Here is a 21,487-nt window from a genome sequence, read left to right as displayed (position 1 = left end):
GAGGGACATCGCTGGCACCGTGGCGTGCATCGACGGGAACACCTTCATGGTGTCCGACGCCAGCGGCGACGTGGAGTCGTCCCCGAGCACCCCGGTCGGCCTCTTCGCCGCTGACACACGCTTCCTGTCCCGGTGGAGGCTCACCGTCAACGGCGAGTGCATGACAGCGTTGTCGGTGGACGACAGCCAGTACTTCGAGGTCACGTTCTTCGCGGTTCCGGGCGCGGCGGTGGACTACGTGGAGGCCGACGTGTCGGCCATTCGGCGCCGGCGCATCGGCCCGGACCTCACCGAGTCGCTGACGATCTTCAATTACGGCGAGCGGGACATGACGCTCGACGTACGTCTGGAGGTGGCCGCCGACTTCGCCGACATCTTCGAGATCAAGTTCGACTCCGGGACCAAGAGCGGCGCGCACTACACGCACGTCGGCCCGAACGAGTTGCGCCTGGGCTACCGGCGCGGCACCTACCGACGTGAGGTCGTGGTGTCGGCGAGCGAGCCCGCGCAGTTCGACCCGGGCGGCCTCCGGTTCACGGTCCGGCTGCGCCCCGGGCAGCAGTGGTCGACCCGGTTGCAGGCCGTCATGCTGGCGTTGCGTCCGGACGGCGTCGACCTGCGCGCCGCCCTGCGCGCCCAACGGCCGGACGAATCCACCCTGCCTGCCAGCGTACGGGCCTGGGTCGCGGCGGCCCCGACCCTGGACACCGAGAGCGTCGGCCTGCAGCAGGTGTACCACCGCAGCCTGGTGGACCTGGCGGCGGTGCGCTTCGCCCCGCTCTCGCTCAGCGGCGCGAGCGTACCCGCGGCCGGGTTGCCCTGGTTCATGACCCTGTTCGGCCGCGACAGCCTGTTGACCTGCCTGCAGACCCTGCCCGTCACCCCGTCGCTGACCCCACCGACGCTGCGTATCCTCGCGTCGCTGCAGGGTGTCCGGACCGACGACGTGCTGGAGGAGGACCCGGGCCGGATCCTGCACGAGTTGCGGTACGGGGAGTCGGCCGCGTTCGAGGAACAGCCGCACTCGCCCTACTACGGCACCGTGGACGCCACGCCGCTGTTCGTGGTGCTGCTCGACGAGTACGAGCGGTGGAGCGGCGACACCGCGCTGGTGATGGAGCTGGAGCAGGAGGCCCGCGCGGCGCTGGCCTGGATCGACCTGTACGCGGACCTCACCTCCACCGGCTACGTCTGGTACCAGCGACGCAACCGCGCCACCGGCCTGGACAACCAGTGTTGGAAGGACTCCTGGGACAGCATCTCCTACGCTGACGGTCGGCTGCCGGGCTTTCCGAGGGCCACCTGCGAAATCCAGGGGTACGCCTACGACGCGAAGATCCGGGGGGCCCGACTGGCCCGTACCTTCTGGGGCGACCCCGCGTACGCCGAGCGGCTGGAGAGCGAGGCGGCGGCTCTCTTCGACCGGTTCAACCGGGACTTCTGGATTGAGGACCGCGGCTTCTATGCTCTCGCGCTCGACCACGACGGCACTCCTGTGGATGGCCTGTCGTCCAACATCGGGCACCTGTTGTGGAGCGGCATCGTGCCGCCGGAGCGGGCCGAGCGGGTGGTCGAGCACCTGATGGGGCCGGCGCTCTTCTCCGGTTGGGGGGTGCGAACGTTCGCCGAGGGGCAGCGCCGCTACAACCCGCTCGGCTACCACAACGGCACGGTCTGGCCGTTCGACAACTCGTTCATTGCCTGGGGTCTGCGTCGCTACGGGTTCGGCAACGAGGCGGCCCGCATCGCCGAGGGCATTCTCTCCGCCGCCACCTACTTCGAGGGCCGTCTGCCCGAGGCGTTCGGCGGGTTCGACCGGGACACCACCCGGTTCCCGATCCGGTACCCGACCGCCGGCAGTCCGCAGGCCTGGTCCAGCGGTGCCACCATGCTGCTGGTCCGGACGATGCTCGGCATCAACCCGCACGACGACCACCTGGCCGTGGACCCGGCGCTGCCGTCCGCGTTCGGGCGGATCGCGCTGCTGGACATCCCCGGGCGTTGGGGCAGGCGCGACGCGTTCGCCCGCCAACGCCCGGACAGCGGCGGCGGCCCGGTCAGCTGACGAGGAGCGACGCCGTGCGCGCGTCGCCGGTCAGGACTCAGCCGTCGGCGGACCTGGTGGCCCGGAAGGTGCGCCGGTACGCGTCCGGGGGCACGCCGACGGTGCGGTGGAAGTGTCGACGCAGCGTCGCGGCGGTGCCCACACCGGCCGCCTCGGCGACGGCCTCGATGCTGTCGTCGGTGTTCTCCAGCAACTCCTGGGCACGGCGGATCCGCTGCGTCGACAGCCACAGCAGTGGGGTGGTGCCGGTGGCCGACCGGAAGTGGCGGGCCAGGTTGCGTGAGCTCATGTTCGCCTGCCGGGCCAGGTCCTCGACGGTCAGCGGCCGGTTCAGGCGGGCCAGGGCCCAGGGCAGCAGGGCGGCCAAGGGGTGGTCGTCACGGGCGGGTACCGGGGTGGTGACGTACTGGGCCTGACCACCGGCGCGGTGCGGTGGCACGACGAGGCGGCGGGCGACGGCGTTGGCGACGATCGACCCGTGGTCGCGGCGGATCAGGTGTAGGCACAGGTCGATCGCGGCGGCCTTCCCGGCGGAGGCGAGCACGGTGCCGTTGTCGACGTAGAGCACGTCCGGGTCGACGCGGACCCGGGGATAGCGGGCGGCCAGGGCCTGGGTGTGGGCCCAGTGGGTGGTGGCCCGCTGCCCGTCGAGCACCCCGGCGGCGGCCAGCACGAACGCGCCGGTGCACAGCGAGACCATCCGGGCGCCCGCCAGGTGGGCCGCGCGGACCGCGTCGAGCAGGTCGGTGGGCACGTCCGCGTCGATGTCCTCGACCGACGGGATGATCACGGTGTCGGCGCGGGCGAGGCGTTCCAACCCGTCGTCGGGCGCCAGCAGGAAGCGGCCGACCCGGACGGGGCCGGGACCGCAGATAGCCACGTCGTACCAGGGATCGGCCCGGCCGGAGGGGTCGTGGGCGAAGACCTCGCAGGCAAGGGCCAGCTCGAAGTGGAGCATCCCGTCGGTGGCGGCGATCGCGACAAGGGCCATGTCCGAAAGTGTACGAGGGTTGGCGTTCCCGACACTGGTCGGTCGCTGGACGCTGCGGGAGGCTGGGCCCAGTCGATCTTTCAAGGGGGCAGCGATGGGTTACCGCGTGGCGGTGTTCGGGGCGTACGGGCACACCGGACGGTTCGTGATGACGGAGCTGCGTGTGCGCGGGTTCGGTGCACTGCCGGTGGGCCGTGACCCGCGCCGGCTGGCGGTGTTCGGGCTCGACTACCGGGTGGCGTCGGTCGACGATCCGGCCTCGCTCGACGCGGCGCTGGCCGGCGTGGACGCGGTCATCAACTGCGCGGGCCCGTTCGCCTCGACCGCCGCCGCTGTGATCGAGGCCGCGCTGCGCGGCGGGATCCCGTACGTGGACGTGGCGGCCGAGATCGAGGCCAACCTCGACACGTTCACCCACTTCACCGAACCCGCCCGGGCCGCCGGCGTCGCGGTGGTCCCGGCGATGGCCTTCTTCGGCGGGCTCGGTGACCTGCTCGCGACGACGGCGATGGGCGACTGGACGTCGGCCGACGAGGCGCACGTCGCGTACGGACTGAGTAGCTGGCACCCGACGGCCGGGACGGTCGCCGCGGGCGTCGTCTCCCGCGAGCGCCGCGCCGGCCGCCGGGTCCGCTACACCGGCAGCCGGTTGGAGTACCAATCCGGCGGGGACCTGCCGAGGATGGACTGGGACTTCCCCGCGCCGTTGGGTCGCCGCAGCGTCCTCGGGGAGTTCAGCATGGCCGACGTCGTCACCATCCCCCGTCACCTGGTCGTTCCCGAGGTCCGCACCTACATGACCGTCGACGCCGCCAGCGACCTGACCGCCGCGGCGGCACCGGTCTCGGTCGACGGGCAGGGCCGGTCCGCGCAGACGTTCACGGTTGACGTCATCGTGCGTCGCGGCGACGAGCGCCGCCGGGTCGTGGCCAGTGGCCGGGACATCTACGCCGTCAGCGCGCCCCTGGCCGTGGAAGCGGTTGGCCGCGTCCTCGATGGTCGGACGCGGACCAGCGGCGTCGCCCCCGCCGGCGAGATGTTCGACGCGCCCGACTTCCTGCGCGCGCTGTCGTCGGCCATCCGTGTCGAAGCGGTCAGCGGCTGAGATCGAGAATTCGCCCACAATTCGTTACTCGAAATTCGTAATCATCGCACCGTAACCAGGCGGCAGGACTTAAAGGAAACTTAAGGCTGGACAAGCGAAAAATTGTCATCCGCAGCCTTCGCGCCGGCGGCCAGGGCTCTTGTCTACCGGCCTCCTTAATTCTTTCCCCGCGAGTTGAAGCAGGCCTCTGACGTGCACATACTCCTTCCGACAGAGCTTCACCGTCGAATCGAAGGAAACCACTGGTAATGCGGACTCCCCCCGCGCACGTCGCACCGCCGGACCGGGCGCGAAAGCGCCGCCGCCTCGCCCGCGTCACGCTCGCCTCCGCTGTCGTCGCCGCGCTTGCCGGCAGCGGCATCTACATCGCCGGCGCCCAGGCCGAAGAGGTCGCCGTGCCCGGCCGGGTGCAGGCAGAGTCCTACGCGGCACAGTCCGGTGCGCAGACCGAGGGCACCGGCGACGCCGACGGCGGCCGCAACGTCGGCTGGCTGGCCAGCGGCGACTGGCTGCGCTACGACGGTGTGTCGGTGACCGGCGTCGACCTGACGGCCCGGGTCGCCTCGCACAACACCGCCGGCGGCACCGTCGAGTTGCGCCTCGGCGCGCAGGACGGCCCGCTGCTGGCCGGCTTCCCGATCGCCCAGACCGGCGGTTGGCAGAAGTGGACGACCGTCACCGCGAAGGCGTCAGCCGTGCCGTCCGGCGCGCAGACCGTCTTCGCGGTCATGAAGAGCGCCTCGACGTCGGACTTCGTCAACCTGAACTGGTTCACGTTCGGCCCCGCGAAGGGCACGTCGCCCAGCGCGTCGGCCACGGCGAGCACCTCGGCCGCCCCTTCGGCCACGCCAAGTGCCACCGCGTCCGCGTCCCCGTCGACGTCCGTCCCGCCGAGCCCGCCGGCCGGTGGCTGGGTGCCCGTCGACCAGGCGAAGTGGAGCCGGGAACTGGCCGCCTTCAACGCCATCAAGCCGAAGACGGTGCCGCCGGGCACCACCCGGGTGCCGGAATTCCACACCGACTGCGGCGTCGCGAACTCGGCCCCGGACGATCCGATCGTCCTGCCTGGTCTCGCCGGCGCCTCGCACATGCACACCTTCTTCGGCCCGAAGATCGACGCCTTCACCACGACGGACAAACTGTTCGACGCGGCGAACACCTGCAACGCCCCCGGGGACAAGAGCGCCTACTGGGTCCCGGAGCTGCGCAAGGACGGCAAGGCCGTGCCGATCAAGAGCATGCGCATCTACTACGGCTCGCGGGTCAAGGACCCGTCGACCGTCAAGCCCTTCCCGCCGGGTCTGGTGGTGGTCGAGGGCGACGCCAAGCGGCAGGTGGACACTCCGAAGAACGCCGGTAGCAACCAGTTCTGGTGCGCGGGCAGCGCCGAGGTCGGCCGCAGCGCGGACGGCAACTGGCCGAAGTGCGCCCCCGGTGGCAACCTGATCTTCCAGCTCGTGTTCAAGGACTGCTGGGACGGCAAGAACATCGACTCACCCGATCACAAGTCGCACATGGGCGACCCGGTGAACGGCGTCTGCACCGGGAAGTACCCGGTGGCCGTGCCGGACCTCTCCTTCATGGTCAACTACGAGTCGCTGGGTGGTGACGGTCTCAGCCTCTCCTCCGGCAAGCCGTCGTCCATGCACGGCGACTTCATGAACGCCTGGGAGCCGGAGCGTCTCGGCGACCTGGTGAAGTCCTGCCTCAACCAGAACGCCAAGTGCGGCATCGACACGACATTCGCCGGCGGCTGACCGTCGCCTGCGCCGCGACGGCCCCCACGCTCAGGCGTGGGGGCCGTCGTTCACCGCACCCGGTGCGACCGGGTCACGACGGTCAGATAACCAGCGTGAAACCCGCCGCCTTGCACGCGGCGGAGATGTCCTTGCCGGCCTTCTCGAAGGCCGGGTTCTCGGCGGCGGTCGCCGGGTCCGCCGCGGCCGCGGCCTTGGCCGCCTCCGCGCCGAACGCCCGCAGGGCCGTGGCCACCTTGCCGTCGCCGGTCGCGGCGACCGCGGCGATCTTCTTGTCCAGGTCGTTCAGGATCTTCTGGTAATCCGCCGCCGACGCCTCGCCGGTCATGGCGACCTTCACCAGCTCGGCCTTCATCTCCTCGCTGACCTTCTTGGCCGACTCGCAGAGTTCCTTGTCGCTCGCGGCGCCCGCCGCGGGTGACGAGGCCGTGGCGGCAGCGGAGGTGGCGACCGCGGACGGGGCTGCGGAGGTGGGAGCGGGCGTGGTGGATCCGGCGGTCGTCGCCTTGTCGGCGTCGCCGCAGGCGGCGAGGGTCGTCGAAACGGCAAGGATCAACATGGCGGAGGCAAGACGCGAAGATTTCACGGACGCGGACGATAGCTGAAGTCCAGACGATGATCAATTCGCTCGGCGTTCCGCCACTCCGCGTGCTGTCAGAGGCGATGTCACCATCGCCCGCCGGCCACCGGTCGGTAACCACCAATGTGGACGAGAGCTGGTAGGAAGAGGCGAGTTTGCCTCACCTCAGGGAGATGACCGTGGCACGTTCGCACCTGTCCCGCCGTTCGCTGCTGACCGCCGGTGGCGCCGCCGCCGTGGCGCTCGGCGCGGCCGTAGCCAGCCCGTCCACCGCCTCCGCCGCCCCGGCCGACAGCCCGATCGACACGCCGGCGGAGGCGCTGCGTCGGCTCCAGGCCGGCAACCGGCGCTTCACCTCCGGCCACGGCCGGCACCCACACCAGAGCCTGTCCGACCTGCACCGGCTCGCCGCCGGCCAGCACCCGTTCGCCATCACCGTCGGCTGCGCGGACTCCCGGGTGGCCCCCGAGGTGCTCTTCGACCAGGGGCTGGGTGACCTGTTCGACAACCGGGTGGCCGGCAACATCGTCGACGACCTGCTGCTCGGCAGCGTCGAGTTCGCCGTGGAGGAGTTCGGCAGCCTGCTGATCGTCGTCCTCGGTCACGAACGCTGCGGCGCGATCACCGCCACCATCGACGCCATCCACACCGGAGGCACGGCGCCCGGGCACATCGGCACCATCGTGGACGCCCTGCGCCCGGTCGTCGAGCCGGTGCTGGACCAGCCCGGCGACCCCGTGGAGAACGGGGTGCGCGCCAACATCGCCGCCCAGGTGCGGGCGCTCAGCGCACGCAGCACGATCATCGCCGAGAAGGTGCACGAGGGCGCGCTGCGGGTGGTGGGCGCCCGCTACGACCTGGACAACGGGCGGGTTTCCCTGGTGGCGTGAGGCCGTCACCTGATCCGGGGCAACCCGGACGGCGACGCTGGTCGGTCATCAACTGCCGCCGACCAGCGCCGCCGGTCGCGTCGCGGCCGACGGGTACGGCGGTAGTAGGACCATCCGGCCAGCGGCAACGCGATCGTCCAGGCCAACAGGAGCGGGAGACCGATCAGGACGCCGGTCGGGGTGAAGATGTCCTGCGCGCTGGGCTCTCTCAGGTCCGCCGTGAACTGCCAGGGCAGGGTCGCCGAGTAGCCGATCATCAGGGCGGATCCCAGCACCGTCGGCGTCAGCGGCAACCACTGTGGCACCCGACGTCCGCGCAGCCACGGCACCCACCGGGGGAAGACCACACCCCAGTCCTTGATGAGTCCCAGCGCCAGTACGCCGCCGAGCCCGGCGAGGACGCACAGCAGGCCCAGGTAGAACGCGCCGGCCGGCAGGCCCAGGAATCCGTCGACCGGGTGGTCGCCCACCCCGGGTCCGCGACCGTGGTACCACTCGCGGAACGGACCGGGGTGGGCGAACAGCGGAATTCCGAGGATCCATGGCACGTGCAGCGGGATGAACCCCAGTACGGGGGCCATCCACGCCACGTGCCCGGCTCGGCGGGCCCAGGGCGGTGGCGGGGCGGGCAGGGCGCTCGTCTGTGGTGTTCGGGTCACGGCGTCGTCTCCTTCGCTGGCGGGCGTCGGCACATCCGAGATCACCGTCGCCGAATGGGGCGGCGAGCGGATCGCCGCGCGGAGGGACACGTCTCCCCCGCCGTAGGGACGGCGTCTTTCCGTCACGACGGCGCGTGTGACGAAAGCACTGTCCGGCAGCAGGTCGCGCTCCGGAGGCTGGACACCATGAATGTGACCCGGCTCGACCGACCGGGCGACGGCAACCCACAGCCCTCGCCCGGGGACACCCGCGCCCGCATCACCGTCGTGGACGCGCTGCGCGGATGCGCGCTGCTGCTCATCCTGCTGGTGAACATCGCGTTCTTCAGCTCCGGCTACGACTTCCACCTGGTCGACGACCCGACGCACGGCGCGGTGGACGTGCTGGTCGCCGGGGCGGTGGAGCTGTTCTTCGCGATGAAGGCCTACCTGCTGTTCGCCTTCCTGTTCGGTTACAGCTTCACCCTGCAACTGGACTCCGCGGCTCGACGCGGAACGGCGTTCCGCCCGGCGTTCCTGCGCCGGCTCTCCGGGTTGTTCGTTCTCGGCGTGCTGCACGCGGTGCTGCTGTTCCACGGCGACATCCTCACCACGTACGCGCTGCTCGGTCTCGTGCTGCTCGCGGTCCGGCGGATCGAGCCCCGTACCGCGCTGATCGTGGCGGCGACCATCATCGGCGGCATCGCCGTGGTGGTCGGGGTCGCCGCGGTCCTCGGCGCGACCCTGGTTCCGGACGAGGCCGCCGCGCTCACCGCCGGGGCGCGGTCCACGCTGGCTCTGGGCGGCGGCTTCGACGACGTCGTCCTGGAGCACCTTCGGTCGATGCCGGCGATGCTCGGCGGCCTCGCCGTTCAGGGCCCGCTGGCGTTCGCGGCGTTCCTCGTCGGCCTCGCCGCCGGCAAGCACCGGTTCCTCGCCACCGTGCCCGCCCACCAGGACCTGCTGCGCCGGTGCGAGAAAGTGGGGTACCCGGTCGGTCTGGCCGGCGCCGTCGTGTTCGCGGTCGGTGGGTCTACGGCGAACCTCACCGGACTGATGGTCAGCATCGTCACCGCGCCGTTCCTGGCCGCCGCCTACGCCGCGACCCTGCTGCGCCTGTTCACGCGGCGGCCCCGCCTCGCGGACGCGTTCGCGCCGGCCGGGCGGATGGCACTGACCAACTACCTGGCCCAGTCGCTGGTGTGCGTGCTCGTCTTCACCGGCGTCGGGTGGGGCCTGGTCGGCCGCACCTCGCCGGCCCAGACACTGCTGATCGCACTGGTGATCTTCGCGGGACAGCTGGTGGTCAGCTCGTGGTGGCTGCGACGGTTCCGGTACGGCCCCGTCGAATGGGCGCTGCGCGCCTGGACCCACCGGGCGCGCCGACCCAACTAGGGTCCTGACATGGTCGATCGCCACCAGGTGTTGAACTTCCGGGTCCGGGCCCAGCAACTCGACCGCGACGAGGGCACGCTCGCCGACACCGCGGTCCTGGACCTCGGGGTGCAGAACACCGGTCCGGACGGCGCGAGGTGGGCGCTGGCGGTACGCGGGGTCGACGTGACCGCGGTGTCCGACACCGACCTGGTCCTGCTGTGGACGGTGCGGGGCGCTCCCCACCTGTACCGCCGGGCCGACGTTGCGAAGGTGGCCGCGGCGGTCGAACCCTTCTCCTCGGCCGACGCGGGCAAGCGCGTCTACGACGCCGCGAAACCGTTGAGGGCCGCCGGCATCGACACCCTCGCGGCCCTGGACGAGGTCGCCGACCGGATGCGTGCCATCGTCAGCACGCCGACGGTCAAGGGGGACGTCTCCGGTCGCCTGGCCGCCCTGCTGCCCGAGCCCTATCTGCGGTTCTGCCGGGCGTGCGACGCCACGCACCTCTACGAGATGCCGTTCCGGCTCGCCGCGGTGCGGGCCGGAGTGGAGTTGCAGCTCGACACCTCACCCCCGGTCCTGCGGCGCATCACCGGGTTCCGGAAGGCAGCCGCCGCGGGTGACCGTTTCGACCTCATCCGCGCCTACCTTCGCCTGCTCGGTCCGGCCACTCCGAAACAGGTCGCCGACTACCTCGACTCCCCCGTCAAGGACGTGAAGGCGCACTGGCCCGCCGATGTGATCGAGGTGACGGTCGACCGCGAGGTGCGCTCATTACTGGCTGCCGATCAGGAGGCGCTGGAGTCCGCCGACGGCACTGTCACCCGACTGCTCGGCCCGTACGACCTGTTCCTTCAGGCCAAGGACCGGGCAACGCTGGTGCCGGACGCCGCCCACGCCAAGGAGCTGTGGCCGGTGTTGGGTCGCCCCGGCGCCGTCCTGGTCGACGGCGAACTGGTGGGCACCTGGCGGCCCCGCAAGTCCGGCAGGACGTTCACCGTCGCCGTCCAGCCGTGGCAGCGGTTGTCGGAGGCCACGCGTCAGGCCATCACCGTGCAGGCCGAACGCCTCGCCGCGTACCGCTCCGTCTCCCTCAGTGGCGTCGACTTCGGCAGTTAGGCGCCGGCTACTCGTTGCACCGTCCACGAGATGGCGGGCGGGTGCACCCGAGCGCAGACAGGTTCACCGGCGGCGTCGGTCAACCCGACCCGCGCGACCAGCGTTACGTCGCCCTCGTGGGCGGCGCGCAGCAGCTCGGTCGGCACGTCGGTGAACATCAGCTTCGCTCGGCGGAACATGGCGAAGCCGTCCGGGGTCACCGCGCCCCAGCTCAGATAGAGAAACCGCGCCCCGGGGCGGCCGTGCACCCAGGGGCCACCGACGTCGAGCGCACCGTCGACCTCGCGGCTGGACACCTCGAAGGACCAGGTGGCGCTGGCCGCGTCGGCCGGCACCTGGTCGACCACCTCGGCCTTGCGCTGCACCCCGACGTGTACGTTGCCCCGCCGCAGCGCGTCGGCCTCCGCACCGGGACGCCGACCTGGCAGATCGCTGCCGTCGATCCGGATCCGCATGGCACCGACTCTAGTTAGCCGGCCGGCTGCCCGGCGGTGTCGTTCTCGCCGTACTCGCCCCGGATGGGCAGGTAGTAGGCGGGCAGGAACCCGGCGATGATGGCGACGCCGGCGATCGGCACGAACGCGCCGACGAGGATGCCGGAGCCGATCCAGACCAGGGCGAGCGCGAAGCGGCGACCGATGGCCCGGGCACCGACGGGACCGAGGCCGGGGTCCAGCAGTGTGGCGCGGCGAAGGTGCGCCCACACGATGTTGAAGAGAGCCGCTGCCGTCCACAGGGTGCCGCCGTAGACGACGACCGACGCGCGCAGCCCCTGCTCCGCGCGTAACGCCTCGGCGAGCAGGGACGTGGAGAACGGCAGGAACGCGATGACCATCAGGAGCAACGTGTTGAGGAACAGCACCCCTCGGTCGACGTGCCGGACACGGTCGAACATGACGTGGTGATTCACCCACACCTGCCCAATGAGCAGGAAGCTCAACGCGTAGGCCAGGTACGACGGCCACAGCGCACCGAGCCCGTGGACGAGGCGCCCGAAGTCGTCGGGCGGCTGGATCTCCAGCACGAGGAGCGTCACGGCGATCGCGAAGACACCGTCGCTGAAGGCCAGCAACCGGCTCGGGCTACGGGTGAGCCGTGGACTTTCCCTTTGGGGAGGCACGTCCAGAATTATGCAATAGGTCAGCTTTCGGGAGATGTGGCGCTGGCAGCTGTCCTGCTCAGGTAGGTCTCGGCCAGCTGGCGAAGGCGCGTTCGGTCGAAGCTGTCCCCGTGGCCGGGGTGGACGACGGACACGTCGAGGTCGACGAGGACCTGCATGCTTCGCCGATACGCGGCCACGTCGGAGTTCGGCAGATTGTCGATCAGGGCACCCTCGTAGATGATGTCGCCTGAGTACAGCGTTCCGGTGTGTTCCTCCAGCAGGGCGATGCTCCCGGGCGTGTGGCCGGGAAGGTGCAGCACGGTCAGCACCCGGCCGCCCAGGTCGATCCGGTCGCCGTCGTCGAGCAGACGGTGCAGCGTCATCGGTGCGACGCGGTAGGCGGCCGGGTCGTAGTCGGGATCGGGCAGAACATCGATCATGAGATCCGGGATCTCTTCGCCGGCGCCGTCGATGCCCAGCTTGTCGAAGAGTTCCACCCCGTAGAGGCTCGCCGGTACGCCCGCTGCCAGGATCTCCGCCTCGGCCGGGTGGGCGGCCCGGTCCCCGAACGCCGACGCCCCACCGACGTGATCCAGGTGCGCGTGGGTGAGCACGACCATCGGATCGCGCTCGAACAGGCTCGGAATCGCCTTCCGGAGAGCGACGACGCCGAGCCCGGCGTCGATCACGATGTCCCGATCGTTGCCCCGCAACCACCAGAAGTTCGCCGACAACAGTTCGTTGACGTGCGGTTCCGAGACCCGGACGACGTCGCCGTCCACCTCGGCCCGCGTGTACCAGTCGACCATGACCGAGAGTGTGCCAGCGCGGAGATGCCTCTTCTATCCCTGACCAACGGCCTGGGCGATGGCGAGGGTGTGCTGATACTCGCGCCAGTGGGCCAGTTTGCCGTCCCGGGTCCGCAGCACCCCGATGAACGGCGCCGAGGCGGTCAGCCCGGTCGCCGTGTGGGTGCCGACCAGTTCGTATTCGACCACGATCACCTCGGGGTCAGCGGTCTCGTGCAGGACCACGTTGCGGCAGTCGTCGAACCGGACCGGGAACATCGCGCGGCCGGCCCGCGTGTGTTCGAGGACCCGCTGCTTGCCGTCGATACGGGTAGGGCTGCCGGGGACGGCAAACGGCGTCTCGAGCACCACGTCGTCGGCGAGCGAGTCGGCCTCGTAGGTGGGCAGGTTCGCGAGCCACCGGGCGCGCATGCTGTCGAAGATCTCGCGTGGTGTCACATCGTCCTCCTGGATAATGAGTCATGACTCGACTTGTCCGTTCGAGAATAATGAGTGGAGACTCACTTTGATAGAGGGGACATCCCTGCGTGCTGACGCGCAGCGCAACCGGGCACGCATCCTCGACGCCGCCGAGGCGATCTTCGCCGAGTTCGGCACCCGCGCATCCACCGAGGAGGTGGCCCGCCGGGCCGGCGTAGCCATCGGTACGGTTTTTCGGCACTTCCCCACCAAGGACGACCTGCTCGCCGCGATCATGAAGCGGCTGCTCGCGCAACTCGTCGAGGAGGCCGGAAAGCATGACCTCTTCACGTTCTTCACCCACCTGGTGGCGCAGGCCGCCGCGAAGAAGACCGTGGTCGACCTGCTCGCCGGGTCCGGGGTGGACATCCGGCTTCCCGATGCGGTGAGTCACCTGGAGGAGGCGGTGGGCAGCCTGCTGGAGCAGGCGCGGGCCGCCGGAGCCGTCGCCGACTCGGTACGGCTACCCGAGACGATGGCGCTGCTCACCAGCCTGTGCCAGGGCGCTCTGCATGGTGGGTGGGACCAGCAGTTGCAAGCCCGCACGCTCACTGTCGTCTTCGCCGGCCTGGAGCACGACTGACCGCAGCGGACGGGGCCAGCCCGCTCCGGCACGAGGCCGGGAACGCCCGAACCGCCGATCCGGACGAGTACGACATGAAAGACTCGCCCGGCTGGCGGAAGGGGCGGGGATGCAACCAACCTGGCTCGTGGCGCTCTCCTGGGCTTCGCTCGCGGTCGGCGTCGTCAGCTTCGCGGTCGTGCTGGCCGACACCTATCTGCGCGGGCACCGTCAGCCGGTCCGGGTCATGGAGATCGTCTGGCTGGTGACCGTCCTCTACATCGGCCCGGCCGCCGTCCGCCTCTACTGGAACTGGGGCAGGCCCGAGGCGTTCACCCGTCGCCGGCGGGAGGGGCAGCCGCGACGGCCCCGCCGGGGCATCGTCGTCACCCACGTGTCCCGCTGCGGGGCGCACTGCGCCCTCGGGTTCATCGTCGCCGAGGTCGCCCTGTACGCGGTGAGATTCGACCCGGCCGAGGACCCGCTGTGGGTCGGCTACGGCGGCGACTACCTGATGGCGGTGACGATCGCCGTGCTCTTCCGGTACTTCGCCGGGCCCGGTCGCAGCCTCGGCAAGGTCTGGCACGCGCTGTCGAAGGTCGGCAGGATCGAGCTGCTGACCATCACCGCGTTCGAGGTGGCGCTGTTCGCGTGGTTGACGCTCGCGCATCGGGTGGTCCTGCCGGAGCCACCCCTGCGGCCCGACAGCGCCACGTTCTGGTTCGCCGGTCAGCTCGGGCTGATCGCTGGCTTCATCGCGGCCTGGCCCACCGCCTCCTGGCAGCTCGGCCGAGGGCTGGAAGTCGAGCCGCGCCGACTCCCCCACGACTGAGCGCCGGTCCCGCTCGGCCGACCCGCCACAGACAAACGGCAAGGAGATCACTCTCCCTGCCACCTCTAACGTATATCGCACCTGGGGGCTTGCCGCAAGACCCCGGTCGTGGCGCAGAATCAGCGGCCGGACCAGCACAAACGAGGTAACGGGGGCGCGACGTGGGTGTGTTGTCGATGGACGGGGACCGCAGCGACCGGGCACCACTGTTGGATCTGCGAGAGGTCGACGAGACGCAGGTGTCGGTGGTCGGCGGCAAGGCCGCGCACCTGGGCGCGCTGTCCCGGATCGACGGCGTCCGGGTACCGGTGGGGTTCTGCGTGACGACGGCAGCCTTCCGGAGGGTCATGGCGCAGACGCCGTCGATCGACGATCGGCTCGATCAGCTGTCGCGGTTGAGCCCGGACGACCGGGAGGCCATTGGCACGCTCAGCGCGAAGATCCGCCGCAGCGTCGAGGAGACACCGGTTCCGAGCGACCTGGCCGCGGCGATCACCGGCACGCTCGTCCGGTTCGGCGAGCAGGCCGCCTACGCCGTGCGGTCCAGCGCGACGGCGGAGGACACACCCACCGCGTCCTTCGCCGGCCAGCAGGACACCTACCTGAACGTGGTGGGGTCGGAGGCGGTCCTTCGGCACGTCAGCCGATGCTGGGCGTCACTGTTCACCGAGCGGGCCGTCATCTACCGCCTGCGCAACGGCATCGACCACCGCACCGTTCAGATGGCTGTCGTCGTACAGCGGATGGTTCTTCCGGATGCCTCCGGCATCCTGTTCACGGCGGACCCGGTGACGGGCAACCGGAAGGTCGCGACGGTGGACGCCAGCTTCGGCCTCGGCGAGGCCCTGGTGTCCGGTCTGGTGAACCCGGACGTCTTCACGGTACGAGACGGTGAGGTGGTCGCCAGCACGGTCGCCGCGAAGGAGCGTGCCGTCGCCGCGCTGCCCGGCGGCGGAACGCGGGAGGTGGCGATCGACCCCCAGCGGCGGGAGCAGCCGGCGCTGACACAGGCTCAGGCGCTGCGGCTGGTACGGCTCGGGCGACGGATCGAGGCGCACTTCGGCCGCCCGCAGGACATCGAGTGGTGCCTGGTCGACGACGACTTCCAGATCGTGCAGAGCCGGCCGATCACCACGCTGTTCCCGGTGCCCCCGGTCGCTGACCAGGAGAACCACGTCTACCTGTCGGTCGGTCACCAGCAGATGATGACCGATGCCATGCGGCCGTTGGGGCTCTCGATGTGGCGGTTGACGGCGATGGCTCCGATGCTGGAGGCCGGCGGGAGGTTGTTCGTCGACGCGACCCGGTTGCTGGCCTCCCCCGCCAGCCGCGCCGGCTTCCTGAAAATGGCGGGGCGCGACGATCCGCTGATGCGCGACGCGTTGGAGACTCTGCTCGACCGCCGGGACTTCGTTGCGACTATGCCGGACCAGGCCGGTCCGGTTGGACCGACGACCGGCGGCCCGTCCACCTCGGGCGAGGCCGACCCGGCGATCGTGACCGAGCTGATCGAGCGCAGCGCGGCGTCCGTCGCCGCCCTGCGACGCGACATCGCGACGGTGACCGGTACGGCGCTGTTCGACTTCCTGCATGAGGCGTTCCAGGAGCACAAGCGGGTCCTCAGTGATCCGTTGAACATGCGGGCGATCATGGCGGGTATGGAGGCCACCTGGTGGCTCAACGACCGGCTGCACGAGTGGCTGGGCGAGAAGAACGCCGCGGACACCCTCACCCTCTCCGCCCCCGGCAACGTCACGTCGGAGATGGGGCTGGCGCTGCTCGACGTCGCCGACGTGATCCGTCCGCACCCGGAGGTGGTGGCGTTCCTGCACGGTGTCGAGGACGACGATTTCCTCGACGAGCTGCCGAAGGTCGAGGGCGGGGCCGAGGCGCGCGCCGCCATCGAGGCATACCTCGACCGGTACGGGATGCGCTGTGTCGGCGAGATCGACATCACCAGGCCACGGTGGAGCGAACGCCCCGCCACGCTCGTGCCCGTACTCCTCGACAACGTCAGGCTCTTCGAGCCGGGCGCGGCCCGGCGGCGCTTCGAGCAGGGCCAACAGCAGGCGCGGCAGCGGGCACAGGAGGTGTTGACGCGCCTGCGGGCGCTGCCGGACGGGCAGCAGAAGGCCGACGAGACCGCGCGGATGATCGACCGGGTGCGGGCCTTCATCGGCTACCGGGAGTACCCGAAGTACGACATCGTCAGCCGCTACTTCCTCTACAAGCAGGCACTGCTGGCGGAGGCCGAGCGGCTGGCGCACGCCGGGGTGCTCGCCGAGCCCGACGACGTCTTCTACCTCACGTTCCACGAGTTCCACGAGGTGGTCCGCACACACCGGGTGGACGCCGAGCTGATCCGGCAGCGTCGCGACGAGTTCCGGGCACACCAGGCGCTCACCCCGCCCCGGGTGCTGACCTCCGACGGTGAGGTCATCACCGGCGCGTACCGGCGCGACGACCTGCCGGCGGGCGCCCTGGCCGGTGTGCCGGTGTCCGCCGGGACTGTCGAGGGACGTGCCCGCGTCCTCCTGGACATGGCGCACTCCGACCTCGAAGCGGGTGACATCCTCGTCACGGCCCACACGGACCCGAGCTGGACGCCGCTGTTCGTCGGCATCGCCGGCCTGGTCACGGAGGTCGGCGGGTTGATGACGCACGGCGCGGTGATCGCGAGGGAGTATGGCCTGCCGGCCGTCGTCAGCGTGCTCGACGCCACCCGGCTGATTCGCGACGGGCAGCGGATCCGCGTGCACGGCAGTGCCGGGTACGTCGAGATCCTGCCCTGACCGACGGCACCCGCAGGAGGAATGACATGGCGTTCCCGTTCCGCCGTCTGGCGACAGTGGTGGCCACAGTAGCGACAGTGGTGTCGCTGGCGGGGTGCAGCGGCGGCGACAACCGCGACTCCACCGAGGCGCGGACGACGCCGGACCCGGAGGTGACGCTCGCACCGTCACCGGCCGCCGATGGGGAGTTCCGTCGGCTGGAGGAGCAGTTCGGGGCGCGGCTGGGGATCTACGCCATCGACACGGGCACCGGTCGCACCGTCCAGTACCGCGCCGACGAGCGGTTCGCGTACGCCTCGACGTGGAAGGCCCTCGCTGCCGCCCAGGTGCTCGACGGCACCACCGACGCCCAGTTGGACCGGGTGGTGCGGTATCCGGCGCGGGACCTGGTGGCGCACTCCCCTGTCACGGAGAAGCACGTCGGCGAGGGCATGAGCCTGCGCGCTCTGGCCGACGCCGCCGTGCGCTACAGCGACAACACTGCCGGCAACCTGCTGCTGCGCCACCTCGGCGGCCCGGCAGGGTTCGAGGCGAAGCTGCGCGCGCTCGGCGACACGGTCACCGAGGCGGCCCGCTACGAGACCGCGCTGAACGAGGGAACACCTGGCGACGAGCGGGACACCAGCACCGCGCGGGCCCTGGCCGGCGACCTGCGGGCGTACACCGTGGGGGTTGCTCTGCAACCGGCGGACCGCGACGTGCTGCGCGGCTGGCTGCGGGGCAACACCACCGGCGCGGCGCTGGTCCGCGCCGGGGTGCCGCCCGGCTGGGTGGTCGGCGACAAGACCGGGACCGGAGGGTACGGCACCCGCAACGACATAGCGGTGATCTGGCCGCCCGACCGGGCCCCGATCGTGCTGGCGGTGCTGTCCAGTCGCGACACGAAGGACGCCACCCCCGACGACGCGCTCATCGCCCGGGCCACCCGGGTGGTCGTCGCCCAGCTGTGAACGCCAGGAGGCAGCACCGCCGATGTTAGGTTCGCCGACATGACTGCGCAGATCAGGGCCGCGCATTTCCACGCGGCCGACGGGGTCGAGGACTGGCGCTCCCTCTACCACCTGGTCTCGGCCCACTTCCCGACCGGCTCACTGGCCGAGGGCATCGCGCTCGTCGATGAGATCGGCCGGCTCACCGACGAGACCCAGCAGCAGTACCTCAGCGTCGACCTGCGCGGCACCGGCGTGACCGTGAGCCTGGCGCGGCGCGACATCGCGTTGGCGCGGCGGATCTCGGCCGCAGCCGAGGAGCTGGACATCCGCGCCGATCCGACCGCCGTCCAACTCGTCAACATCACCCTCGACGCACTCACCAGCGCGGACGTTCTGCCGTTCTGGCGGGCGCTGCTCGGCTACCGCCAGATCGGCGACGACCACCTGTTCGATCCGTTACGGCGCGGCCCGGGCTTCGGCTTGCAGCACATGGCCGAGGCGCGCCCACACCGCAACCGCATGCACCTCGACATAGCTGTCCCGCACGATCAGGCCGAGGCTCGCATCGCCGCTGCCCTGGCCGCCGGCGGCCGCCTGGTGTCCGACGCGCACGCGCCCATGTGGTGGGTCCTGGCCGACGCCGAGGGCAACGAGGCGTGCGTCGCCACCTGGGTCGGCCGCGACTGAGGCGGCCCGAACTACGCGCGGGCGGTCGCCTGCCGTCGGCGGCGTCGTCTGAGAAGCCATGGCCGAGAGGGTAACCGTGGCCTGCGAAGGGTTACCGGGGAAAACGGCACCACCCGCCCACCCTCGCCACTGTCACACCGCGGCGGCCGCCTCGCCCACCGGGAACCGCACGCCGGTGAGGTCTTCCGAGGCAGCCCAGAGGCGTCGCTGCACGCTCACGTCGTAGGAGTCGGGGCTGGACGTGACAAGCTTCGGGTAGCCGCGCGTCTCGCCGAGGCCGTCGGGGCCGTAGTACTGCCCGCCGAGGACTGACGGGTCGGTGGCGGCCCGCAGGGTGGGCAGTGCGCCGGCCGTCGCGGGCTGGGTGATCATCGGGGCGAGCCAGGTGATCGGTCCGCGGACGGCCGCCGGGGCGTTGCGGACCAGTTCGGTGTTGGAGACGCCGGGGTGTGCGGCCACCGCGATGGTGGTGCCGTGCGCGGCGAGCCGGCGCTGCAACTCGTAGGTGAACATCAGGTTGGCGAGCTTCGACTGGCCGTAGGCGGCGACCCGGCCGTAGGAACGCTCGAACTGAAGGTCGTCGAAGTGGATGGCGGCGCGGATGCGGTGACCAACGCTGCTGACTGTGACCACCCGGGAGCCGGGCACGGGCAGCAGCAGGTCGAGCACCAGGCCGGTGAACGCGAAGTGGCCCAGGTGGTTGGTGCCGAACTGCATCTCGAAGCCGTCGCGGGTGCGCTGCTTCGGGGTGTACATCACGCCGGCGTTGTTGATCAGCAGGTCGATCCGCGGGTGGGTGGCGCACAGGTCGGCCGCGGCGGCGCGCACCGATTCCAGCGAGGTCAGGTCCAGTTCCCGTACGGAGACGTCGCCGTCGATGCGGGCGGCGGCCAGTTTGCCCTTGCCTGTGTCGCGCACGGCCAGCACGACCGACGCCCCGCGCTCGGCGAGCCGCCGGGCGGTTTCGAAGCCCAGCCCGGTGTTGGCGCCGGTGACCACGGCCACCCGGCCGTCCTGGCGCGGAATCTGCTGCTCGGTCCACTTCATGCCAAACCCCTTAAAGTACCGCCGGTAAGTTATGACTGAACGGTAAAGTACCACCGGTACCGTGTCAAGGGACCGCCGGTACCTAAGCTAGGGTTGGTGTCATGACGTTCCAGCGGGCGCGCAGCGAGGAGCAGCGTGAGGTCCGACGCCGGGCCATCCTGGAGACGACCTCGGCGATGCTCGACGAGATGCCCGTGGCCGAGGTGACTCTGAACGAGCTGAGCCGGCGGGTCGGCCTGGCCAAGACGGCGGTGCTGCGCTATTTCGAGTCCCGCGAGGCGATCCTGCTCGACCTGCTGGACGACCGGACGACGACCTGGCTGGCCGGGCTGGCCCAGGAACTGGCCCACGGTGTCGACGTGAGCCGGCCGGCGATGGAACGGGTGGAGCAGACGGCCGACGTGCTCAGCCGTTCGCTCGCCGCCCAGACGGTGCTCTGCGATCTCTTCGGCGCTCAGGGCGGGGTGCTCGAACACAACGTCTCGGTCGAGGTGGTCCGCCGGCACAAACGGGCCGCACTGGGCAACCTCGCGGTGATGGCCGACCTCGTCCGGCGGCACCTGCCCGAGACCGGCGACAACGCCGAGCTGTTCTGCCTGAACGCTTTGATCATGGCTGGCGCGCTGTCCGCCTACACCTCGCCGCCGCCGAGCCTGCTGGCCGTCTACGAGTCCGAGCCGGCGCTCGCGGTCCACCACGTCGACCTACGGACAGCCCTGCGGGTCGTGATCATCACGTCGCTCGTGGGCATGCTGCCGCGCTCCTGAGTGGCTGCGCGCAATTCGCTGGCCATGACGCTGTTCGCGGTCTAGCGTGCCAGCCGTGCTCGCACACGAAGAGGTAGTCGGACAGGCGCTGGATCGGATCGGGGCAGGCTACGTCTTTCCCGAGAAGGTCGCCGACATCGACGCTGCGATCCGGCGTCGTCTCGCGGCGGGCGAGTACGACGGCCTGGACGGGCCGGCGCTCTGCGAGACGGTCACCGCACACCTTCAGCAGGTGTGCCCGGACAAGCATCTGCGGCTGTTGTGGTCGGACCAGCCGCAGTCGCTTGATCCAGCCGACGAGGACGGCGGGCGGGCGGCGTTCCTCGCGCTGCTCAGGGCGGAGAACCAGGGCATCCGCCGGGTCGAGCACCTGGCCGGCAACGTCGGGTTCATCGACGTGCGGCGCATCGCGTACGCCGACGAGGGCGCTGCCGCGATCGGCGCGGCCCTGCAACTGGTCGCCCTCAGCTCCGCGCTCATCCTGGACCTGCGCACCTGTTCCGGCGGAGCACCGGAGGGAGCCGCGATGTGGTGCAGCTACTTCTTCCGCGACGACCAGGTGCACCTCAACGACTTCTACGAGCGGTCCACCGGCGCGACGCGCCAGTTCTGGACGACCGCGCACCTTCCCGCGCCGCGCTACGTCGACCGCCCGGTGTACGTGCTGACCAGCGCGACGACGTTCTCCGGGGGCGAGGACGTGGCGTACACCCTTCAGGCGCACGGCCGGGCCGTCGTCGTCGGTGAGACGACACGCGGCGGCGCGCATCCCACAGCCCGCCATCCGGTCACCGCGCACATCCTCGTGACGGTGCCGACCGCCCGCACCATTAACAGCGTCACCGGCACCAACTGGGAAGGCGTCGGAGTGGTCCCCGACGTGCCCGTCCCGGCGGACCAGGCACTCGACACCGCGCTCAAGGCCATCGCAGGCGCATAGGCGCGGCTACCGTTCGCTCGAACATGGGGACGTCAT

Annotated in this window: 21 protein-coding genes; 13 read left to right on the top strand and 8 right to left on the bottom strand. The window is 70.7% G+C overall.

Annotation, left to right across the window (positions count from 1 at the left end; translation table 11 throughout):
- Window positions 1-7 precede the first annotated feature (7 nt).
- Window positions 8-2,065 (top strand): glycogen debranching N-terminal domain-containing protein, encoded by a 2,058-nt coding sequence (locus AB0877_RS22295; protein WP_366611324.1) that lies wholly within the window; start codon window positions 8-10, stop codon window positions 2,063-2,065.
- A gap of 37 nt (window positions 2,066-2,102) precedes the next feature.
- Here AB0877_RS22295 and AB0877_RS22290 read toward each other — a convergent pair whose 3' ends face one another.
- Window positions 2,103-3,056: a helix-turn-helix domain-containing protein gene (locus AB0877_RS22290; protein ID WP_366611148.1), complete on the bottom strand. Its 954-nt coding sequence runs from the start codon at window positions 3,054-3,056 to the stop codon at window positions 2,103-2,105.
- A gap of 94 nt (window positions 3,057-3,150) precedes the next feature.
- Here AB0877_RS22290 and AB0877_RS22285 point away from each other — a divergent pair, with 94 nt between their 5' ends.
- Both AB0877_RS22285 and AB0877_RS22280 read left to right on the top strand, forming a co-directional pair.
- Window positions 3,151-4,161: a saccharopine dehydrogenase NADP-binding domain-containing protein gene (locus tag AB0877_RS22285; RefSeq protein WP_366611147.1), complete on the top strand. Its 1,011-nt coding sequence runs from the start codon at window positions 3,151-3,153 to the stop codon at window positions 4,159-4,161.
- A 248-nt stretch (window positions 4,162-4,409) separates the two neighbouring features.
- Window positions 4,410-5,918: a DUF1996 domain-containing protein gene (locus tag AB0877_RS22280; RefSeq protein ID WP_366611146.1), complete on the top strand. Its 1,509-nt coding sequence runs from the start codon at window positions 4,410-4,412 to the stop codon at window positions 5,916-5,918.
- 82 nt (window positions 5,919-6,000) lie between these two features.
- Here AB0877_RS22280 and AB0877_RS22275 read toward each other — a convergent pair whose 3' ends face one another.
- Window positions 6,001-6,504, bottom strand: a complete 504-nt coding sequence (locus AB0877_RS22275; RefSeq protein ID WP_366611144.1) for a hypothetical protein — start codon at window positions 6,502-6,504, stop codon at window positions 6,001-6,003.
- Window positions 6,505-6,677: 173 nt separating this feature from the next.
- Here AB0877_RS22275 and AB0877_RS22270 point away from each other — a divergent pair, with 173 nt between their 5' ends.
- Complete coding sequence (locus AB0877_RS22270; RefSeq protein WP_366611142.1) at window positions 6,678-7,388, top strand: carbonic anhydrase; 711 nt, start codon at window positions 6,678-6,680, stop codon at window positions 7,386-7,388.
- A gap of 5 nt (window positions 7,389-7,393) precedes the next feature.
- On the opposite strand, the gene AB0877_RS22265 is transcribed toward AB0877_RS22270, so the two are convergent.
- Window positions 7,394-8,047: a hypothetical protein gene (locus AB0877_RS22265; protein ID WP_366611141.1), complete on the bottom strand. Its 654-nt coding sequence runs from the start codon at window positions 8,045-8,047 to the stop codon at window positions 7,394-7,396.
- Between the two features lie 186 nt (window positions 8,048-8,233).
- On the opposite strand from AB0877_RS22265, the gene AB0877_RS22260 reads away from it, so the two are divergent.
- Both AB0877_RS22260 and AB0877_RS22255 read left to right on the top strand, forming a co-directional pair.
- Window positions 8,234-9,421 carry a DUF418 domain-containing protein gene (locus AB0877_RS22260; protein WP_366611140.1) on the top strand — a complete coding sequence of 396 codons (1,188 nt, stop codon included), beginning with the start codon at window positions 8,234-8,236 and terminating at the stop codon, window positions 9,419-9,421.
- Between the two features lie 9 nt (window positions 9,422-9,430).
- Window positions 9,431-10,522 carry a winged helix DNA-binding domain-containing protein gene (locus AB0877_RS22255; RefSeq protein ID WP_366611139.1) on the top strand — a complete coding sequence of 364 codons (1,092 nt, stop codon included), beginning with the start codon at window positions 9,431-9,433 and terminating at the stop codon, window positions 10,520-10,522.
- Here AB0877_RS22255 and AB0877_RS22250 read toward each other — a convergent pair.
- The 4 genes from AB0877_RS22250 to AB0877_RS22235 are packed head-to-tail and all read right to left on the bottom strand — an operon-like array spanning window position 10,519 to window position 12,871.
- Complete coding sequence (locus AB0877_RS22250; protein WP_366611137.1) at window positions 10,519-10,977, bottom strand: DUF5990 family protein; 459 nt, start codon at window positions 10,975-10,977, stop codon at window positions 10,519-10,521. The two genes, AB0877_RS22255 and AB0877_RS22250, sit on opposite strands and share 4 nt — an antisense overlap.
- A 14-nt stretch (window positions 10,978-10,991) precedes the next feature.
- Entirely contained in the window at window positions 10,992-11,642 is a 651-nt protein-coding gene (locus AB0877_RS22245; RefSeq protein WP_366611136.1) for a TMEM175 family protein, read from the bottom strand.
- Window positions 11,643-11,662: 20 nt separating this feature from the next.
- Complete coding sequence (locus tag AB0877_RS22240; protein ID WP_366611134.1) at window positions 11,663-12,433, bottom strand: MBL fold metallo-hydrolase; 771 nt, start codon at window positions 12,431-12,433, stop codon at window positions 11,663-11,665.
- A 33-nt stretch (window positions 12,434-12,466) separates the two neighbouring features.
- Entirely contained in the window at window positions 12,467-12,871 is a 405-nt protein-coding gene (locus tag AB0877_RS22235) for a nuclear transport factor 2 family protein (protein WP_366611132.1), read from the bottom strand.
- A gap of 67 nt (window positions 12,872-12,938) precedes the next feature.
- Between AB0877_RS22235 and AB0877_RS22230 the strand changes: the two genes are divergently transcribed.
- From AB0877_RS22230 to AB0877_RS22210, 5 genes are all read left to right on the top strand, one after another.
- Window positions 12,939-13,475: a helix-turn-helix domain-containing protein gene (locus tag AB0877_RS22230; RefSeq protein WP_366611131.1), complete on the top strand. Its 537-nt coding sequence runs from the start codon at window positions 12,939-12,941 to the stop codon at window positions 13,473-13,475.
- A 109-nt stretch (window positions 13,476-13,584) separates the two neighbouring features.
- Window positions 13,585-14,286, top strand: a complete 702-nt coding sequence (locus AB0877_RS22225; RefSeq protein WP_366611129.1) for a DUF4396 domain-containing protein — start codon at window positions 13,585-13,587, stop codon at window positions 14,284-14,286.
- A 176-nt stretch (window positions 14,287-14,462) separates the two neighbouring features.
- Window positions 14,463-17,078 carry a rifamycin-inactivating phosphotransferase gene (rph, locus tag AB0877_RS22220; RefSeq protein ID WP_366611127.1) on the top strand — a complete coding sequence of 872 codons (2,616 nt, stop codon included), beginning with the start codon at window positions 14,463-14,465 and terminating at the stop codon, window positions 17,076-17,078.
- 26 nt (window positions 17,079-17,104) lie between these two features.
- Window positions 17,105-18,028, top strand: a complete 924-nt coding sequence (bla, locus tag AB0877_RS22215) for a class A beta-lactamase (protein ID WP_366611126.1) — start codon at window positions 17,105-17,107, stop codon at window positions 18,026-18,028.
- 39 nt (window positions 18,029-18,067) lie between these two features.
- Complete coding sequence (locus AB0877_RS22210) at window positions 18,068-18,697, top strand: VOC family protein (protein ID WP_366611124.1); 630 nt, start codon at window positions 18,068-18,070, stop codon at window positions 18,695-18,697.
- A gap of 132 nt (window positions 18,698-18,829) precedes the next feature.
- Here AB0877_RS22210 and AB0877_RS22205 read toward each other — a convergent pair whose 3' ends face one another.
- Window positions 18,830-19,744, bottom strand: coding sequence for an SDR family NAD(P)-dependent oxidoreductase (locus AB0877_RS22205; RefSeq protein WP_366611123.1), 915 nt, complete (start codon window positions 19,742-19,744; stop codon window positions 18,830-18,832).
- 101 nt (window positions 19,745-19,845) lie between these two features.
- On the opposite strand from AB0877_RS22205, the gene AB0877_RS22200 reads away from it, so the two are divergent.
- Together AB0877_RS22200 and AB0877_RS22195 are read left to right on the top strand one after the other, a co-directional pair.
- Entirely contained in the window at window positions 19,846-20,511 is a 666-nt protein-coding gene (locus AB0877_RS22200; protein WP_366611121.1) for a TetR family transcriptional regulator, read from the top strand.
- Between the two features lie 55 nt (window positions 20,512-20,566).
- Entirely contained in the window at window positions 20,567-21,451 is an 885-nt protein-coding gene (locus AB0877_RS22195) for a S41 family peptidase (protein ID WP_366611120.1), read from the top strand.
- Window positions 21,452-21,487 lie beyond the last annotated feature (36 nt).

Origin of the sequence: Micromonospora sp. NPDC047644 (genome assembly GCF_040704315.1) — a bacterium.
Classification (GTDB): Bacteria; Actinomycetota; Actinomycetes; order Mycobacteriales; family Micromonosporaceae; genus Micromonospora.
The sequence above is the reverse complement of the archived record's forward strand: the minus strand, read 5'-3'. Positions and strand labels throughout refer to the sequence as shown.

What these genes read in the sequence shown, in the direction of transcription:
- AB0877_RS22205 (WP_366611123.1), bottom strand. Translation starts at nt 19,744, where the DNA reads ATGAAGTGGACCGAGCAGCAGATTCCGCGCCAGGACGGCCGGGTGGCC.
- AB0877_RS22210 (WP_366611124.1), top strand. Translation starts at nt 18,068, where the DNA reads ATGACTGCGCAGATCAGGGCCGCGCATTTCCACGCGGCCGACGGGGTC.
- AB0877_RS22260 (WP_366611140.1), top strand. Translation starts at nt 8,234, where the DNA reads ATGAATGTGACCCGGCTCGACCGACCGGGCGACGGCAACCCACAGCCC.
- AB0877_RS22225 (WP_366611129.1), top strand. Translation starts at nt 13,585, where the DNA reads ATGCAACCAACCTGGCTCGTGGCGCTCTCCTGGGCTTCGCTCGCGGTC.
- rph (WP_366611127.1), top strand. Translation starts at nt 14,463, where the DNA reads ATGGACGGGGACCGCAGCGACCGGGCACCACTGTTGGATCTGCGAGAG.
- AB0877_RS22290 (WP_366611148.1), bottom strand. Translation starts at nt 3,056, where the DNA reads ATGGCCCTTGTCGCGATCGCCGCCACCGACGGGATGCTCCACTTCGAG.
- AB0877_RS22285 (WP_366611147.1), top strand. Translation starts at nt 3,151, where the DNA reads ATGGGTTACCGCGTGGCGGTGTTCGGGGCGTACGGGCACACCGGACGG.
- AB0877_RS22255 (WP_366611139.1), top strand. Translation starts at nt 9,431, where the DNA reads ATGGTCGATCGCCACCAGGTGTTGAACTTCCGGGTCCGGGCCCAGCAA.
- AB0877_RS22240 (WP_366611134.1), bottom strand. Translation starts at nt 12,433, where the DNA reads ATGGTCGACTGGTACACGCGGGCCGAGGTGGACGGCGACGTCGTCCGG.
- bla (WP_366611126.1), top strand. Translation starts at nt 17,105, where the DNA reads ATGGCGTTCCCGTTCCGCCGTCTGGCGACAGTGGTGGCCACAGTAGCG.
- AB0877_RS22280 (WP_366611146.1), top strand. Translation starts at nt 4,410, where the DNA reads ATGCGGACTCCCCCCGCGCACGTCGCACCGCCGGACCGGGCGCGAAAG.
- AB0877_RS22250 (WP_366611137.1), bottom strand. Translation starts at nt 10,977, where the DNA reads ATGCGGATCCGGATCGACGGCAGCGATCTGCCAGGTCGGCGTCCCGGT.
- AB0877_RS22200 (WP_366611121.1), top strand. Translation starts at nt 19,846, where the DNA reads ATGACGTTCCAGCGGGCGCGCAGCGAGGAGCAGCGTGAGGTCCGACGC.